The sequence below is a fragment of the Mycobacterium sp. M23085 genome (genome assembly GCF_045343915.1).
In the GTDB taxonomy this organism is placed as follows: domain Bacteria; phylum Actinomycetota; class Actinomycetes; order Mycobacteriales; family Mycobacteriaceae; genus Mycobacterium.
The window spans coordinates 2323794-2339875 of sequence record NZ_CP174280.1 but is presented as its reverse complement, the minus strand read 5'-3'; the positions used below and the strand labels follow the sequence as shown (position 1 = coordinate 2339875).

The window sequence follows — 16082 nt, the reverse complement described above, 5'->3', positions numbered from 1 at the left end:
CCGTCACGCGGCCACCCCTCGGGCGTCGAGCAGGTCCGACAGGGCCGCGACCAACGACCAGGGCGGCCGCCAATCGAAGACGCCCGCCGGGTGCCCGTCGAGCACCGGGGTATGCGCGCCGCACATGCCCCGCAGGAACAGGTAGAGGACGCCGCCGAGATGCCGGCTCGGGTCGTAATCGTTCAACCGCCAACTCAAAAATCGGTGCAGCACCGCGCAATACAGCAGGGCTTGCAGCGGATAGTCCGAGTGCAACATCGCCTCCGCCATCCGTGACCGGTCGTAGTCGGCGGCGGTCAGCGGTCGTTCCGGGTCTCCGAGCCGGTTGGTCTTGTAATCCACCACCACGAAGCGGTGCCCCGAACCGTCGGGAATCCGGAGCACGGCGTCGATCGACCCGGTGAGGTAGCCACGCAGCGGCTGGTCGCCGAGGCCGTGTTCGGTCAGCCGGTCGGCATAGGATGCCAGCACGTCATCGGCCGGCAGGTGCTCGCGCAGCAGCGACGCCAGATCCGCCAGCCGAACCTCCGGCGCCGCCGAAGGACGGTCACCGCCGGCCAGCGGAAGCTCAAAATCCAGTTCCCGCAGGCGCTCTGACAACCCGATCTGGCGCAGCGTCAAGCCGCCCGTCAGCGGGCCCAGCGGCGTGTCGTGCATCGGCACCATCGCGGCGGCCAGCTCCTCGGGAGTGGCGGCGACCGGCCACCACGCCGAGTGCGCCCGGATCTGCGTCTCCAGCTCCGCGGCCAGGTCGGCGGCGAACGGGTCGGCCGTCTCCAAGACGGCGTGCACCAGCGTGCCGAAGGTGGCGCCCGCCGGTAGGTCCGCCATCGGCGACGGCACGTCCGGCCCGGACGCCGCCGAGACCAACGGGATGTCACCGGCTTCGTCGTCGAGTTCGCTGATTTCGGGTTCGCTGCTCACCCCGCTGGTTTGCGCCGCTCGGAGCAGACCGGAATAGGAGGTGCGTCGCCAGCCGGTGTCGATGCCGCGATGGAAATGGCGATTCGCCAGGGGGCCGGGCACCGGTTCGGCGGGCAGCGACGGGGCCGGCGCCACCAGCGACTCCTCGATGACCGGCCCGCCGGCCGCCTCCCACTCCCGCAACCGGGCCATGGCGTCGTCGTCGGAGATCTTGGCGGGTTCGCAGCGGTCCGGCACCACCGGCTCCCCGGGCCGGCGGCCGCGCAACAGCCGGGACAGGCCGCCGTTGGGCTCGTAATATGCCGGCGACCACCAGGCCACCACCTGGGCCTGCGCGCGGGTCAGCGCGACGTAGGTGAGCCGGCTGTCATCGCTGGCGTCCTCTTTACGTCCCAGCCGCTCAACGGCTTTGAAGTCCGGGCTGTCCTTGCCCCCGACGTGCAGGCAACGCGTACCGTCCTCGTCGTGGAACAGCACCACGTCACTGTCCTGCGTGTTGCGGTTGAACGCGAACGGCAGATACACGATCGGGTACTGCAGACCCTTGCTGACGAACACGGTCATGATCTGCACGGCCGCGGCGTCGCTGTCGAGCCGGCGGTTGCGTTCGGGTGCGCCGCTGCGCTCGTCTCGCTGCCGGCGCAGCCAATCCCGCAGTGCCGGCAGGCTGTAGTGCTCGCGGTGCGCGACATCCTGCAGCAGCTGGGTGACATGCGCGAGGTCGGTCATGTGCCGCTCGCCGCCCTGCCAGGCGAGCACGCGGTTGCCCATGCCCAGCAATTGGGCCGCCTCGAAGATCGCCGCGACGCCGCGTTCGCGCGCATGGCCGGCCCACTCCCGCAAGGTCTTTGCGATTCGATCGGTGAGCGCGTCACCGCCGGCCGCCAGCGTTTCGGCCGTCTCGCCGAAGAACATCGTCGCCGCGGCCGCGCGCACCATCCCGGGCCGGTGCGGCTGGTCGAAGGCCTCCAGCAGGCACAGCCAATCCCCGGCGGCCTCGGAGGTGAATACATCGGAGTTGCCCGTGTAGACCGCGGGAACGCCGGCGGCGCAGAGCGCGGTGAAGCAGGCATGGGCGTCGCGGTGTTTCTCCACGATCACGGCGATATCCCGGGCCTGCAGAGCTCTACCGGCGAACGTGGCGCCGCCTGCCAGCAGCGCGCGAATGTCGGACGCGAGATCGGCACCGATGTGCTCGCGCAGCTGATCGATCGATAGGTTCTGAACACCGCTGCGCCCCAACGTCTTTCGTGCCACCACCCGGAGGCGGAACGGGTCGTTGCGCGGTGCGCCGGCGAGCCGATGTCCGCGGTGATACGCCTCGACGTCGTTCACCACGATGGCGGGGTCACCGAGCTGGGCACCGCGCAGCACCACTTGCAGCCGCTGCAACAGCGCGGAATCGCTGCGCCAGTTGGTGTCCAACGTCTTGCGGTCACCCGCCGTCTCGGCCGCCCGCAGGTAGGTCACGATGTCACCGCCGCGAAACGCGTAGATGGCCTGCTTCGGATCACCGATGAGGATCACGGTGGACCGCCCGCTGAACGCGCGGTCGATCACCCGCCATTGCACCGGGTCGGTGTCCTGGAACTCGTCGACCATGACGATCGGCCAGCGTTGATGCATGCGCAGCCGGGCGGGGGAGTCGTCGGTGGCCAGCGCGTCGGCCAGCCGGATCAGTAGGTCGTCGTAGCCGAGGACGCCGAGCCGCCGCTTGCGGGTATCCAGCTCGGCCAGAACATCATTGGCGAAGCTGACGCTGATCGCGGCCCGCGAATCGGGATCCGGGTCCCGCGGCCGCAGCTGGGCCGACGGATTCTTGACGACCTCGCGCGCCAGCCGCAGCGCTTCACGGTAGTGCAGCGCCGGGTCGTCGCGTTCCTGTCCGAAGCGGGCCAGGTAGAGATCATCGACGATTTCGGTCACCAGGTCGTCGAGGCTGTCCAGCAGCGTCACGCCGGCCGCGGTGTCGCCGGCCACGCCGAGCGAGCGGAGCACCAGCTGGCAGAACTGATGGGTGGTGGCGATCGTCGCCGCGTCGAAGCCGGCCAGTGCGTCGCGGAGGCGCTGTCGGCGTGCCGCGCGCTGATCGTCGGTACCGTCCAGCAGGTACGCCACCACCTGGTTGTCGCCGACCGTCGACGGATCCGCGAAAGCCCTCACCGCATCCACGATTTGGCAGCGGACCCGCTCGCGCAGCTCCTGGCTGGCGGCCCGGCCGAACGTGATGAGCAGCATCTGGTCCAGCGTCGCCACGCCGTCGGCGACATACCGCGTGACGAGCCCGGCCAGCGCGAAGGTCTTGCCGGTTCCCGCGCTGGCCTCCAGCACGGTGGTGGAGCGCTCGGCCGGCAGCGCACCCAACAGGTCGAATCGCTCCATCAGATGACTTTCCGCTCGGCGCGCAGCATCGGCAGCCAAAGCCGGGCGGCGTAGGCGCCGAGCCGGTTGTCTTCACCGTCGCACTCTTCCCCCGGCCGCACCGGCTGCATCAGCTCGTCCAGCGCCGCGCCCTTGCCCCACGCCCGCGCGTGCGCCGGGGCCTGGTCCTCACCGGGAAAGCGGTCATTGGATTTCCATCGGTACCGCGCCTCGGTCACCGGGTCCTCGCCGCCGTACCGGGCGGCGGCCCAGGCATATGACGTCTTGATGGGCAGCGGAATCGGCTCACGCCGGCCGGCGTCGTAGATCGCCACCAACTCGCGCAGCACCTCGACGGCCTGCGCACCGTCGCGCGGCGGCCCCAGACCCTCCACCCGGGTGCTGGCGCCGCGACGCATCCGGCCGATGCACACCGCCGACCAGTCCCGGCCGGGATCGTGAGCGATCAACGCCAGCAACGGAATCCACGATTCGAGCAGGTGCTTGCCGTCCAGCCGCGAATATGTCACCGATACCAATCGGTCGCCGTACACCGGTGAGACCGTGCCGGTGAGCCGCCGGCCGCCGCCCAGATCGACGTCGACGTCGTAAGCGGCGCCGGTGCGGTGGCTTTCCCTGTGGCGGAGCGCCTCCTGCGCCAACAGGGCGGCCTGGTCGCGAATCTCGGTGACCTTGCGCCAGCCCAGCTGCCCCGGCGGCAGCGTGCCGCGCCGCCACTCGGCTTGCCGCGCGTCGTCCGGAGTCATCCCGCGCAGCATGTCGCCCAGCATCCGGTCGCCGACCGTCCACTCCTCGAGAGCGTCGATGTCGACCGGCATGGCGTCTTGCACGCCGTCGACGTCGTAGGGCAGCGTGAATTCCAGTGCGCGGAAGAAGCCCTTCACCGGGTCTTTGAAGAAGCCGACCAGGTCGGCCAGGATGACGTCAGCGGCCGGCGGTGACGGGAGCGGCGCCGAGATGAATTTCGGTTGTTCGGCGTGTTCGCCGGTGGCCGCCCGCGCCGCGCGCAGCGCCGTCGGGTCGAAACTGAACGGCACGTCCGGGACCAGGCTGCCGGGGATGACGTTGCGAATGTCGAACGGCTGCAACGGATGTACGACGACGATGCGGTCACGTACCTTGTCCCCGGTGGTCACGTCCAGGGTGTCCAGCAATTCGGCCAGCGGCACCGCCGGTGGGCGCGGCTGCCCCGAATACTCGTTGGCGCCGGTGTAGGTGATCACCAGTTTCTCGGTGGCCGCGCCGATCGCGTCGAGCAGCAATTGCCGGTCCTCGGAACGGATGTCGCGCTCCCCGGTCATCGGGCACCGGGCCAGCACGTCGTCGCCGTCGACGATGCCGAGCCGGGGGAACAGCCCGTCGTCCAGGCCGACCAGGCACACCACCCGGTGCGGCACCGAGCGCATCGGCACCATGGTGCACACGGTCAGGGTTCCGGTGCGGAAATTGGCCCGCGTCGGGCGACCGGCAAGGCGTTGGCCCAGCAGGGCGCGAATGTCGGGCAGCCGCAGCGCGGTGTCGCCCCGGGACCCCGCCTGCCCCAGCGTCCGAGCGAACTCGCGTTGCAGCTGACCGGTCTGCCATTGGTCCGCATCGCGGACCTTCGTCAGCAGCGCAATGCCCTCGGTGAGGGCGGCCAGCCACTCGGCCAGCGGCCTGGTGCCGGTGAGCGAGCCGATCACGTGCTGCAGCCGGGCGACGAGTTCGGCGAACTGGCCGGCCAGTTGGACGCGATTGCTGCTGACGTCATCGAGCGGCAGCGTCGCGTCGATCCATGCGTTCGAATCGTCGGACATCGCGACGCCGGCCAGTATCCGGTCGATGCCGAACCGCCATGTGTTGTGCACGAAGTCGACGTGGTAGGGCCGGCGATGTTCCTGATCCAGCCCCCACCGGATGTTCGCCTGCCGCACCCAGCGGGTGATGGCCTCGAGATCGTCGTCGGTGAACCCGAACCGGGCGCGCACCGGCGGGGCCTGGGCCAGGTTGAGCACCTCGCTGGCCGTCACCCGGCCGGCGGCCAGGGCCAGCAGTTCCGCGGCCACCCCCAGCAGCGGATTGGTCTGGATCGGCGAGCGGTCCGCCAGCCGCACCCGTAGCTGGTGGGCGGGATGGGCGCCGTGCACCACGTCGCCCAGGCCGAAATCGGCCATGATCAGCGGCGCATAGGTCTCGATGTCCGGGCACATCACCAGGATGTCGCGCGGCTCGAGCGTCGGGTCGTCCTGTAACAGTCCGAGCAGCACCTCGCGCAGCACGTCGACCTGGCGGGCCGGGCCGTGGCAGTTGTGGACCTGCACCGATCGGTCGTCGGCTTTCAGCGTGCGGCCAAGTGGGCGAACGGCATTGGCGGCGATGTCGGACTGCAACCAGCCGAGCAGCGTGTCCGGGCGCGCTTCGCCGGCCAGGTGGTCGTCGGTCCGCGCATCCGCCGGCAGGGCGCGCTGCAGTTCGCGCAGGTCGCGCCCCAGCGTGGCGAGCAGCGGATGGGATACCGCGCGATGGCTGACGTCGTCGCGGCGGGGAATCGCGCCGTGCGCGCCGGCCAGCGCCCGCCACAGCGCCTCGCTCGGGTGCGGCAGCCACAGATGCAGCTCGTGGTGGGCGGCCACCGCCTCCAGCAGCTCGACATCGGTGCGGGTCAACCGGGTGTGCCCGAACAGCGAAAGCCGGGCCGGCAGCTCGCCGGGCGCCTCCCGCAGCCGCGCGACCGTCTTAGCGTGGCGAATATGCGGCGGGTCGGCGGCGACCCGTGCGACCAGCGCCCGCCACAGCTCGGGCTGCCAGCGCAGGTCCTCGTCGAGATCACCGAGCTCCCCGTTGCCCCAGTGGACGAGCAGTTGCGGGCGTTGCCGCGCGTAGGAGTCGAACAGCCCGGCCAGCCGGCGCGCGACCTGGTAGCGGCGGCCCCGGCGCAGCTCGGCCTCCGCGCCGGTGTGGAAGTGACCCATGTGCACGGCCAGCGTGCGGCACCACGGTTCGTCCAGGGAGCAGTCGATCGCCTCCAGCAGCGGCCAGGCCATGGCGTCCGGCGACCACGGATCGTTGTCGGCGGTGCCGGTGATTTCGGCGATCAGCGAGCCGGGGCTGCGGAAGGCGATCCCGGCGCACACCCCGTCCCCGTCGCGCGCGCCGAGCAGGTGCGACAGCCGCTGGGACAGCCAGCGCTCCACGCCGCGCGCCGGGACCACCACGAGTTCGGTGGCGAACGGGTCGGTCAGCGGGTTGGCCAGTAGAGCGCCGAGACCGTCGGCCAGCAGGTCGGTGCGCTCGGCACGGTGCAGATGAAGCGGCATTGCGCTGTCACGATAAACCCGAACACCGACGCGGGTGGGTGGTTAGGGCCGCGGAGTGTGTCGCCCGGCGGCCGGCCGCGGTGTTACTTCGCCAGGGTGAACTGGTTGACGTCGATGTATCCGACCCGGAACGCGTTGGCGCAGCCGGTCAGATACCGCATGTAGCGCTGGTAGACCTCTTCGGACTGGATCTCGACGGCCTCGCTGTGGTGCTCCCGCAGGGCGTCGGCCCAGTGGTCGAGGGTCCGGGCGTAGTGCAGCTGCAGCGACTGCCTGCGTTTCAGGTTGAACCCCATCTTCGACGCGTGGAACTCCACCATCTCGATCGCCGGCAATTGGCCGCCCGGGAAGATCTCGGTGCCGATGAATTCGTTGAAGCTGGTCTCCTCGTCGGACAGTTTGAGGCCGCGTTCGAGGATCTGTGGCGCGGTGAGCATGGTGATGGTGTGCAGCAGCATCACCCCGTCCTCGGGCAGGGTGCGGTAGGCCATCGCGAAGAAGTCGTCGTAGCGGTCATAACCGAAGTGCTCGAACGCGCCGATGGAGACGATCCGGTCCGCGTGTTCGTCGAACTCTTCCCAGCCGTGCAGCAGTACCCGCTTGCTGCGTTCGGTGTTCATGGCGTCGAACATGCGTTGCACGTGGGCGGCCTGGTGTTCGGACAGGGTCAGCCCGACGACGTTCACGTCGTACTTTTCGATCGCGCGGCGCATCGTGCCACCCCACCCGCACCCCACGTCCAGCAGGGTCATGCCCGGCCGCAGACCCAGCTTGCCCAGCGAGAGGTCCATTTTGCGCAATTGCGCCTCTTCCAGCGAGATGTCCCGGTTGCGATCCCAGTAGGCGCAGCTGTACGTCATGGTGGGGTCGAGGAACAACCGGAAGAAGTCGTCGGACAGGTCGTAATGGGCCTGTACCTCTTCGAAGTGCGGCGTCAGGTTCTCTGCCACGGCGGACACCCGCCTTTCTGAGTTGGGGCCATTCAGTTGTTGACGAGTGGGCCGCCCGGTTGGTTCACCCCGGCTTCCCGCAAAATTGGCAACCAAACCCGCGCGGCCGCCGCGGCCGCGCAGGAAACGCGTATTCAGCTGTGGGACAAGGCGTTTGGTTGCGTTGGCGCCGGCGCTCACATCGATCGGAGCTAGACTATGGACGAACGCGCAACCCCCACCTGGGAGTTCATCAGATCCTACGCCGGTTCAACCGGGAAAACAGTTGCTGGAGGGCACCAGATGGAAGCTTGGGACGCGATCTGCGCACGTCGCAATGTCCGTGAATACCAGCCGAAGCCGATCCCGGCGGAGGACCTGGACCGCATCGCCGAAGCCGGCTGGCGCGCGCCGTCGGCGAAAAACCGCCAGCCGTGGGACTTCGTCATCGTCACCGACCGCGATCAGCTGGCCGAGCTGTCCACGGTCTGGCGCGGTGCGGGCCACATCGCCGGGGCCGCGGCCGCGATCGCCATCGTGGTCCCGGTACCCCCCGACGAACGCCGGCTGGTCACCGACAACTACGACGTCGGGCAGGCCACCATGGCGATGATGATCGCCGCCACCGACCTGGGGATCGGGACCGGTCACTCGTCGGTGGGGGACCAGGACAAGGCGCGCGCGATCCTGGGCGTGCCGGACGATTACCTGGTGGCCTTCCTGTTGGGCGTCGGCTACCCGGCGGATCGCCCGCTCGCCCCGATCCGCAAGCCGAACCGGCGGCCGTTCTCCGAGGTCGTGCACCACGGCCGTTGGTGATCGCCACGACGAAAGGCCTTAGGGGCCTGGTCGAGTCGTAAGCTGGCGGGCGTGCATGACCACCGGGGCGATTACGGGGTCGACGGTTCGTTTCATACCGTTTCGGCGCGCGCGCAGGCGATAGGTATCGGCGCTCAAGCCGCCGGCCTGGCCGTGTACGCGGCGATCAGCTGGGTCCGCGGCAAGCGGCTTCGGGCGGCGCTGGCCGCGGTGTCCGCCGCCGCGGTGGCGGGCGCCGTGGTCCTGTACATGTACGCCACCCGGGCCGGGAAATTCGTTGTGTGGGAACGGGTTCTGCGCGATCTGCGGCTGGCGGGCGACGAAACGCTGCTCGACCTCGGATGCGGTCGCGGTGCGGTGTTGCTGGCGGCGGCCAAGCGGTTGCCCCGCGGCCATGCGATCGGCGTCGACCTCTGGCGGGCCGACCAGACCGACAACTCCGAGCAGGCCACGCTGGCCAACGCGGTGGCCGAAGGCGTCGCCGATCGAGTCGAGTTGCGCACCGCCGACATGACCGCGCTGCCGCTCGCGGACGAGAGCGTCGACGTGATCGTGAGCAACCTGGCGGTCCACAACATCGGCGGCCACGCCGGTCGGCGGCAAGCCCTCGACGAGGCCGTGCGCGTGTTGCGGCCCGGCGGCCGACTCGCCATCGCCGACCTCTGGGAGACGCGTCAACACGCCGACCGGCTGCGCGAACTCGGCTGGCGCAACGTGCGGCGACGCAACCTCGGCTGGCGGATGTGGTACGGCGGCCCCTGGTTCTCCACGCGCTTGGTCACCGCTACCAAGCCCCAGTGATACCCGGCGGGCATGCTTGGGGCTATGAACAGAGCCGAAATCACCGAACAGGTCGTGCTGGCCCGGCTCCGGGAGGGGCTGACGTGGCAACAACTGGCCGACGCGATCGGCAGGCCGCTGATGTGGACCACGGCCGCGTTGCTCGGCCAGCATCCGATTCCGGTTGACCAGGCCAAGGTTCTGGCCGAGAAACTGAAGTTGGATGAGTCGGCGGTCCCGGTGTTGGCCGCAGCTCCGATGCGCGGCGGGCTGCCCACCGCGGTCCCCACCGACCCGACCATCTACCGCTTCTATGAGGCCTTGCAGGTCTACGGCGGCGCCCTCAAAGAGGTGATCGCCGAACAGTTCGGCGACGGCATCATGAGCGCCATCAACTTCAGCCTGGACGTGCAGAAGAAGCCGCACCCGTCGGGCGACCGGGTGGTGGTGACGTTCGACGGGAAATTCCTTCCCTATCAGTGGGGCGCGGCGCCGGACTGACGCCAGGTCGACCGACTGAAGTGACGGCTGGTTTCGCGCGTGCCAGACTGGCGTTGAGGAGGCGACGGGAACGCGGTGGCGGCCAGCGGCGGCCACCGCGTTCGCCGTTTCCGCCGCATGGCCCGGTAGCGGCCGGCGAAACCGGACGGGGTGGACGCCCGCAGCGGCTCACACCCCGAATTCGGCTTCGATCCCGTCGATGCCGGCGCGGATGGCCGCCAGGGCGTCGGCGCGGGTGCGTAACTTGGTGGCGGCGTGCGCGCGCTGATGCAGGCCGGCGAATTCGCGGGCGGCCTCTTCGGCGCGGTCGACCACCACCTCCGGCAGCACGATCTCGTCGATAAATCCTGCGGCAAGCGCGGTTTCACCGAAGAACGTCTTGGCCAGCCCGCCGGCTTGCTGGTAGGCCGACGGGGTCAGCCGCAGCTTGATGATCTCCAGGGCGGCATAGGGGATGACCATCCCGATCGCGACCTCGTTGGCCTGGATGTTGTAGGCGTGCGCCGCGATCCGGTGATCGCCCGCCGACAGCAGGAAGGCCCCCATCGCGATGGCGTGGCCGGTGCACGCCATCACCACCGGCTTGGGAAAGGACAGCAGCCGATACGCCAGCTCGAATCCGCCACGCAGCATGTCGATCGCGGGCTGCACCTCACCGGAGGTCAGGATCTTCAGGTCGAAGCCGCCGCTGAACACCCGGTCGTTCCCGGTGATCACCAGCGCCCCGGCGTTGTCCGCCTCGGCCCGGTCGATCGCGTCGTTGAGGGCCTGCTGCATCGTCGGGCCCAGCGCATTGACCTTGCCGTCATCCATCTTGATGACGGCGATGGAGTCCTTGCTGCTGTAGTGGACCGGGGCGCTCATCGGTTGCTCCTTGCCGTCAGGCGGGCTGGCTGCGGTGTTTACCCAGTTCGTCTTCGGCGTTACTCCAGCGCAGGCTGACGTCGGTGGGTTCGTCGAGTTGGCGGGTACGCCACCTGTCCTGGGTTTCCCGGACCGCGGTGTTGATCCGTTCGATCTCGCTGCGGAAGACTTCGGGGCGGGTTTCCTTGCTGGCGTAATGGAAATAGGTCAGCAGGCCGCGCAGCAGCTCCAGCTTCTCCTTCTCCCGCTTCGCCAGGTCATGGCTGGTCATCAACTCGATGCGCTGCACGGGTGGCAGCGCGTCCCAGTCCAGCACCACCTCGGTGTGCAGCGGGGCACGCTCGCGCTCCCAGAACCGCCGGCCACCCGGCCGCTCGGGCCTGTCGTAGTAGGTCAGGGTGCCGGTGAAGCGGGATTCGATGCCGCTGCCGATCTCCGCGCGGTCCAGGGCGGAATCCCACACCATGCGCCATTCCTGGCCGGGCGCCAGCATCGGCAGCTCCTGGGGCAACCGCAGTTCGACGACGTCGGCGTAGCCGTCGGTGGCGTTCTCGTATTCGGCCACGGTCGGCGGATTCACGAAGGCGAAGCCGATGTCGTAAGCCGCGGTCCGGCCGAAGTTCCGGACCACCAGTTCGATCACGTGCCAGTCGGCGGAATGCGGCTCCATGAACATCGCGACCTGCGGACGGGTCTGCTCGGCCGCCACCCGGCGATTGCGGTTGATCTGGCTGTTGGTGAAGATCAGCGTGATGACGGCCAGGATGATTGCCGCCCATGCCGCCCACGCGATCCACGTGCCGGACCCGACGTGCGTGACATCATGCCAGCTGTCCTGGACCCAACCCATGGAATCCACCCTCCGCTTATATCACAGGGGCGGTCACCGGACGGTCTCGACCGAGCGATCCCCGGGCGGCTCAGCCGCCCATCAGCATCCGCCATTGAGCAAGGTCCGCGGCCCGGTACACGTAGTTGGAACGCTTCACCTCCCAGAGCGAGGCGCTGGGCTCCGCCGAGTACCAATGGCCCGGGAAGACGGTCGGGTCACCGGGCAGGGTCGCGAGCCGCTGCAGGCTGCGGTACATCTCGTCGGAGTCGCCACCGGGGAAGTCGGTACGCCCGCAACCCTCGAGGAACAACGTGTCACCGGCGACGAGGCGGCCGTCGAGCAGAAAGCACTGGCTGCCCGGGGTGTGGCCGGGGGTGTGCAGCAACTCGATCTCGATGTCGCCGATGCTGACCTTGTCGTGGTTCTGGTGGGAGGTCAGGTCGCTTACGCTTATCCCGGTCACTCGCGAAACCCACTGTGCTTCATGGGTATTGACGTGCACCGGCACCGGCGCCCGCTCCAGCAGTTCGGCCAGGCCGGCCAGCGTGAACCCCATCATGGATCCACCCACGTGGTCGGGGTGGTGATGGGTGACCAGCACACCGGACAGGTGCATGCCGTCGGCCTCGAGCGCGTCGAGCAGATCACCGGCGGCGTAGGCCGGGTCGACGACCACGCAGTCACCGGTTTGCCGGTCGCCGATCAGGTAGGCGAAGTTGCGCATTTGCGTCGCGACCATATCGCCGGCGGCGAAGTCGCGACCGGAGAGCAGTTGACGAAAGTACAGCCGGTCCTCTGGCACGTGACCAGACTAGGACCCCGGCCTGAACGTGCCACGAGTAGTCGGGCACCGCATCGGATTCGCTCCGCAGCCGTGCGCGACATCGCCGACGTGGGTCCGCTTACGCCGCAGTCCGGTGGGTACTGTTGCCGCATGAAGAAGAAGGTCGAAATCGAGGTCGACGTCGATCTGATCGATGAGGCGATTCGCCGCTTCCATCTTCTCGACGCGCGCGAGGCCGTCAACCTCGCGCTGCGCACCCTGCTCAACGAGGGCGATTCCGTCGAACAAGACGATGAGTTCGACAAGTTCAGCGACCTCAGCGCCTGGCAGCCGCACCGCAACGGCGACGGCTGACGTTTGCCGCTACCCGTGGTTTGGTTCCGCTGCGAGCCAGGCTGTACCCTCTTTTAGGCCCGCGCGGACTGACATCGCTTCGGGTGAACGGCCCCCTTAGCTCAGTCGGTAGAGCGTTTCCATGGTAAGGAAAAGGTCAACGGTTCGATTCCGTTAGGGGGCTCGGCGGACGCCGAGCAGGCGTGGCGGCCCCGGCCCCAAAAGGGGTGGCCAGAGGCGATGTAGCTCAGTCGGTTAGAGCGAACGACTCATAATCGTTAGGTCGCCGGTTCGAGTCCGGCCATCGCTACAACACAACAGCACAGTCCAGGAATTGAGAGAAGAACCGTCATGGCTTCCAGTACCGACGTACGGCCGAAGATCACCTTGGCATGCGAGGTGTGCAAGCACCGTAACTACATCACCAAGAAAAACCGCCGGAACGACCCGGACCGACTGGAGCTGAAGAAGTTCTGCCCCAACTGCGGTAAGCACCAGGCGCATCGGGAGACACGCTAGCGGCCACCCGCGGGCGTTTACTCCGATTGACTAGGTAGTTTAAGAACTGTGCCGTTAACCGAAAGCATCGTCGGGATGCACTACCGCTACCCCGATCACTACGAGGTGGAGCGGGAGAAGATCCGCGAATACGCCACGGCGGTGCAAAACGACGACCCCTCGTACTTCGAGGAGAAGGCCGCGGCCGAACTCGGTTACAAGGGCCTGCCCGCCCCGTTGACGTTCGTCTGCGTGTTCGGCTATCAGGCGCAGACGGCGTTCTTCAAGCACGCCAACGTCGCCGTCCACGACGCGCAGATCGTCCAGGTCGACCAGGTGCTGAAGTTCTTCGCGCCGCTGGTGGCCGGCGACAAGCTGTACTGCGACGTCTATGTGGACTCGGTGCGGGTATCGCATGGCACCCAGATCATCGTCACCAAGAATGTCATCACCAACGAGGCCGGTGACGTCGTGCAAGAGACCTACACGACCCTGGCGGGCCGTGCCGGCGAGGATGGAGAAGAGGGATTTACTGATGCCACTGCGTGAGTTCAGCTCCGTGAAGGTGGGCGACCAACTGCCGGAGAGGACCTACCCGTTGACCCGGCAGGATCTGGTGAATTACGCGGGCGTCTCCGGCGACTTGAACCCGATCCACTGGGACGACGAAATGGCCAAGGTCGTCGGCCTGGACACCGCGATCGCGCACGGCATGCTCACGATGGGCATCGGCGGCGGCTACGTCACCGCGTGGATCGGTGACCCGGGTGCCGTGACCGAGTACAACGTGCGGTTCACCGCCGTGGTGCCGGTGCCCAACGACGGGAAGGGCGCCGAGCTGGTCTTCAACGGCCGGGTCAAGTCCGCCGACCCCGAGACCAAGTCGGTGACCATCGCGCTCACCGCCACCACCGGCGGCAAGAAGATCTTCGGCAGGGCCATCGCGTCCGCGACCCTCGCGTAGGCCATGGCGCTCAAAACAGACATCAGGGGGATGATCTGGCGCTACCCGGACTACTTCGTGGTTGGTCGGGAACAACTGCGCCAGTTCGCGCTGGCCATCAAGAACCGGCACCCGGCGCACTTCGAGGAAGACGCGGCCGCCGAACTCGGCCACGACGCGATCATCGCCCCACTGACCTTCGGCACCATCTTCGCCAAGCTGGTGCAGCTGGACTTCTTCCGGCACGTCGACATCGGGATGGAGACCCTGGTGATCGTCCAGGTCGACCAGCGGTTCGTGTTTACCAAGCCGATCAAGGCCGGCGACAAGCTGTGGGCTCGGATGGACATCCTGTCGGTGGACGAGCGCTTCGGCGCCGACATCGTCGTCACCAAGAACATCTGCACCAACGACAAAGACGAAGTGGTCCTGGAGGCCTACACCACGCTGATGGGCCAGTACGCCGACAACTCCGCGAACCTGCGCTGGGACCCGGAGTCCGGCCAGGTCGTCAGGACAGCGTGATTAGTATCTGACTCGCGCGCCGATGTACACTCGGTCCTCGGGGTTTTCCCAGCATTAGCGCGCTTTCCGTGAGTCGACCAATCGGAAGGCGCGCGTGTCATGTAAGCCCCGGTAGGTAAGCGCAGGTTGGCCTGCCAACCGCGAAGGGGCGTAGCTCAACTGGCAGAGCAGCGGTCTCCAAAACCGCAGGTTGCAGGTTCAAGTCCTGTCGCCCCTGCTGAAGACGGACGTCCTGGCATGGTGGACACTGGAAGTATGTGCCGCCACAGATGGGACGGCTCTCGGGGTACGAGCAAACAAAGGAGCGTGCGGTGAGCGACGAAGGCGATGTTGCCAACGACGCCGCAAGCGACGGCACTGACAAAGAGGACGGCCGCGCGAGTGGCAGTCGGACGGCGGTGGTGACGCGGCCGCAGCGCCCCACGGGCAAGCGGTCCCGGCAGCGGGTGGCCGGGGCCGGCGAAGACGCCGAGTCGGCGGACGACGTCGAGGCCGCCGCGCCGGAGAAGACCAAGAAGGGCGCCAAAGCCAAGAAGGCCCCGAAGTTAAAGGCCGGCGACCAGCGGGTCAACCCCTTCGTGTTCGTCTACAACTACCTCAAGCAGGTCGTTGCGGAGATGCGGAAGGTCATCTGGCCCAACCGCAAGCAGATGCTCACTTACACCTCCGTTGTGCTGGCTTTCCTGGCCTTCATGGTGGCGCTGGTCGGCCTGGCGGACTTCGGCCTGACCAAGCTGGTGCTGTTGGTGTTCGGCTGAGCGAGCGACGCCGCTTTCGAAAGTGACGCCGCCTTAAAGTGACAGAGAGGACTCAAACCGTGACTACCTTCGACGGTGACCCGTCCGCGGGTGACGCGGTCGACCTGGAAGAGAATGCCGAAGGCGCGCAGGCGCAGGCCGCGGACACCTCCGCGGCCGCCGAGGCCACCGAGGCGACTGCGGACGAGGCCGCCGACGAGACGGTCGAGGCCGCCGAGGCGCCCGACGAGTCGGCCGACGAGGCCGACCCGGCCGCCGCGCTCAAGGCCGAACTGCGCAGCAAGCCCGGCGACTGGTACGTCATCCACTCCTACGCGGGATACGAGAACAAGGTCAAAGCCAACCTCGAGACCCGGGTGCAGAACCTGGACGTCGGTGACTACATCTTCCAGGTGGAGGTGCCCACCGAAGAGGTGACCGAGATCAAGAACGGTCAGCGCAAGCAGGTCAATCGCAAGGTGCTGCCCGGCTACATCCTGGTGCGCATGGATCTGACCGACGACTCGTGGGCCGCGGTGCGCAACACCCCCGGCGTCACCGGGTTCGTCGGGGCGACCTCGCGTCCGTCGGCGCTGACGCTCGACGACGTGGTGAAGTTCCTGCTGCCGCGCGGCGCGACGAAGAAGGCCGCCAAGGGTGCGGCCACCACGGCCGCGGCCGCCGAGGTCGGCGGGCTGGAACGCCCGGCCATCGAGGTCGACTACGAGGTCGGCGAATCGGTGACGGTCATGGACGGCCCGTTTGCGACGCTGCCCGCCACCATCAGCGAGGTCAACGGCGAGCAGCAAAAGCTCAAGGTGCTGGTGTCGATCTTCGGCCGCGAAACCCCGGTCGAACTGACCTTCAGCCAAGTCTCCAAGCTCTAGTAGTGGTGATCGCAAGCGCGGCGAAGCCGGGCGCGGCGGGTCACCACC

At 67.9% G+C, this 16082-nt stretch carries 16 protein-coding genes and 3 tRNA genes; 13 read left to right on the top strand and 6 right to left on the bottom strand.

What is annotated here, in order from left to right:
• Positions 1–3: 3 nt before the first annotated feature.
• From recB to ACIUM1_RS10620, 3 genes are all read right to left on the bottom strand, one after another.
• Positions 4–3306: an exodeoxyribonuclease V subunit beta gene (recB, locus tag ACIUM1_RS10630; RefSeq protein WP_406817113.1), complete on the bottom strand. Its 3303-nt coding sequence runs from the start codon at positions 3304–3306 to the stop codon at positions 4–6.
• A complete protein-coding gene (recC, locus tag ACIUM1_RS10625; RefSeq protein ID WP_406817112.1) occupies positions 3306–6602 on the bottom strand; it encodes an exodeoxyribonuclease V subunit gamma in 3297 nt (1098 codons plus the stop codon). Before recC ends, recB begins: the two co-directional genes overlap by 1 nt.
• Positions 6603–6685: 83 nt before the next feature.
• Positions 6686–7552, bottom strand: a complete 867-nt coding sequence (locus ACIUM1_RS10620; RefSeq protein ID WP_406817111.1) for a cyclopropane mycolic acid synthase family methyltransferase — start codon at positions 7550–7552, stop codon at positions 6686–6688.
• Positions 7553–7834: 282 nt separating this feature from the next.
• Here ACIUM1_RS10620 and ACIUM1_RS10615 point away from each other — a divergent pair, with 282 nt between their 5' ends.
• Genes ACIUM1_RS10615 through cynS form a run of 3 tightly spaced genes read left to right on the top strand, consistent with a single transcriptional unit; the run spans position 7835 to position 9631 of the window.
• Entirely contained in the window at positions 7835–8350 is a 516-nt protein-coding gene (locus ACIUM1_RS10615; protein ID WP_406817110.1) for a nitroreductase family protein, read from the top strand.
• A gap of 51 nt (positions 8351–8401) precedes the next feature.
• The gene (locus ACIUM1_RS10610) at positions 8402–9151 is read left to right on the top strand and encodes a class I SAM-dependent methyltransferase (RefSeq protein WP_406817109.1); all 750 of its coding nucleotides are present in this window, start codon (positions 8402–8404) and stop codon (positions 9149–9151) included.
• A 12-nt stretch (positions 9152–9163) separates the two neighbouring features.
• Entirely contained in the window at positions 9164–9631 is a 468-nt protein-coding gene (gene cynS, locus ACIUM1_RS10605; RefSeq protein ID WP_406817108.1) for a cyanase, read from the top strand.
• Between the two features lie 168 nt (positions 9632–9799).
• Here cynS and ACIUM1_RS10600 read toward each other — a convergent pair whose 3' ends face one another.
• The 3 genes from ACIUM1_RS10600 to ACIUM1_RS10590 form a co-directional block, all read right to left on the bottom strand.
• Complete coding sequence (locus tag ACIUM1_RS10600) at positions 9800–10495, bottom strand: crotonase/enoyl-CoA hydratase family protein (RefSeq protein WP_406817107.1); 696 nt, start codon at positions 10493–10495, stop codon at positions 9800–9802.
• Between the two features lie 16 nt (positions 10496–10511).
• Complete coding sequence (locus ACIUM1_RS10595; protein ID WP_406817106.1) at positions 10512–11345, bottom strand: hypothetical protein; 834 nt, start codon at positions 11343–11345, stop codon at positions 10512–10514.
• A gap of 70 nt (positions 11346–11415) precedes the next feature.
• On the bottom strand, positions 11416–12129 hold the full coding sequence (locus ACIUM1_RS10590; RefSeq protein ID WP_406817105.1) for an MBL fold metallo-hydrolase: 714 nt from the start codon (positions 12127–12129) through the stop codon (positions 11416–11418).
• Positions 12130–12261: 132 nt separating this feature from the next.
• Between ACIUM1_RS10590 and ACIUM1_RS10585 the strand changes: the two genes are divergently transcribed.
• The 10 genes from ACIUM1_RS10585 (at position 12262) to nusG (ending at position 16034) form a co-directional block, all read left to right on the top strand.
• Positions 12262–12465 carry a type II toxin-antitoxin system VapB family antitoxin gene (locus ACIUM1_RS10585; RefSeq protein ID WP_406817104.1) on the top strand — a complete coding sequence of 68 codons (204 nt, stop codon included), beginning with the start codon at positions 12262–12264 and terminating at the stop codon, positions 12463–12465.
• Between the two features lie 90 nt (positions 12466–12555).
• Positions 12556–12628, top strand: a tRNA-Thr gene (locus tag ACIUM1_RS10580).
• A gap of 52 nt (positions 12629–12680) precedes the next feature.
• Positions 12681–12754, top strand: a tRNA-Met gene (locus ACIUM1_RS10575).
• A gap of 41 nt (positions 12755–12795) precedes the next feature.
• Complete coding sequence (gene rpmG, locus ACIUM1_RS10570; protein WP_003898538.1) at positions 12796–12963, top strand: 50S ribosomal protein L33; 168 nt, start codon at positions 12796–12798, stop codon at positions 12961–12963.
• Positions 12964–13038: 75 nt separating this feature from the next.
• Positions 13039–13491, top strand: a complete 453-nt coding sequence (hadA, locus tag ACIUM1_RS10565) for a (3R)-hydroxyacyl-ACP dehydratase subunit HadA (RefSeq protein ID WP_406817625.1) — start codon at positions 13039–13041, stop codon at positions 13489–13491.
• Positions 13478–13906: a (3R)-hydroxyacyl-ACP dehydratase subunit HadB gene (hadB, locus tag ACIUM1_RS10560; protein ID WP_067274995.1), complete on the top strand. Its 429-nt coding sequence runs from the start codon at positions 13478–13480 to the stop codon at positions 13904–13906. The genes hadA and hadB overlap by 14 nt, the downstream gene beginning before the upstream one ends.
• A gap of 3 nt (positions 13907–13909) precedes the next feature.
• Positions 13910–14410, top strand: a complete 501-nt coding sequence (gene hadC / locus ACIUM1_RS10555) for a (3R)-hydroxyacyl-ACP dehydratase subunit HadC (protein WP_406817103.1) — start codon at positions 13910–13912, stop codon at positions 14408–14410.
• Positions 14411–14554: 144 nt separating this feature from the next.
• Positions 14555–14627: transfer RNA gene (locus ACIUM1_RS10550), tRNA-Trp, on the top strand.
• A 94-nt stretch (positions 14628–14721) separates the two neighbouring features.
• Positions 14722–15168, top strand: a complete 447-nt coding sequence (secE, locus tag ACIUM1_RS10545; protein WP_406817102.1) for a preprotein translocase subunit SecE — start codon at positions 14722–14724, stop codon at positions 15166–15168.
• Positions 15169–15227: 59 nt separating this feature from the next.
• On the top strand, positions 15228–16034 hold the full coding sequence (gene nusG, locus ACIUM1_RS10540) for a transcription termination/antitermination protein NusG (protein WP_406817101.1): 807 nt from the start codon (positions 15228–15230) through the stop codon (positions 16032–16034).
• The last annotated feature ends 48 nt before the right edge of the window (positions 16035–16082 follow it).

Excerpts from the sequence above, each read along its gene's own strand:
- recB (WP_406817113.1), bottom strand. The coding sequence starts at position 3,306 with ATGGAGCGATTCGACCTGTTGGGTGCGCTGCCGGCCGAGCGCTCCACC.
- recC (WP_406817112.1), bottom strand. The coding sequence starts at position 6,602 with ATGCCGCTTCATCTGCACCGTGCCGAGCGCACCGACCTGCTGGCCGAC.
- ACIUM1_RS10615 (WP_406817110.1), top strand. The coding sequence starts at position 7,835 with ATGGAAGCTTGGGACGCGATCTGCGCACGTCGCAATGTCCGTGAATAC.
- cynS (WP_406817108.1), top strand. The coding sequence starts at position 9,164 with ATGCTTGGGGCTATGAACAGAGCCGAAATCACCGAACAGGTCGTGCTG.
- ACIUM1_RS10600 (WP_406817107.1), bottom strand. The coding sequence starts at position 10,495 with ATGAGCGCCCCGGTCCACTACAGCAGCAAGGACTCCATCGCCGTCATC.
- ACIUM1_RS10595 (WP_406817106.1), bottom strand. The coding sequence starts at position 11,345 with ATGGGTTGGGTCCAGGACAGCTGGCATGATGTCACGCACGTCGGGTCC.
- ACIUM1_RS10585 (WP_406817104.1), top strand. The coding sequence starts at position 12,262 with ATGAAGAAGAAGGTCGAAATCGAGGTCGACGTCGATCTGATCGATGAG.
- rpmG (WP_003898538.1), top strand. The coding sequence starts at position 12,796 with ATGGCTTCCAGTACCGACGTACGGCCGAAGATCACCTTGGCATGCGAG.
- hadA (WP_406817625.1), top strand. The coding sequence starts at position 13,039 with ATGCACTACCGCTACCCCGATCACTACGAGGTGGAGCGGGAGAAGATC.
- hadB (WP_067274995.1), top strand. The coding sequence starts at position 13,478 with ATGCCACTGCGTGAGTTCAGCTCCGTGAAGGTGGGCGACCAACTGCCG.
- hadC (WP_406817103.1), top strand. The coding sequence starts at position 13,910 with ATGGCGCTCAAAACAGACATCAGGGGGATGATCTGGCGCTACCCGGAC.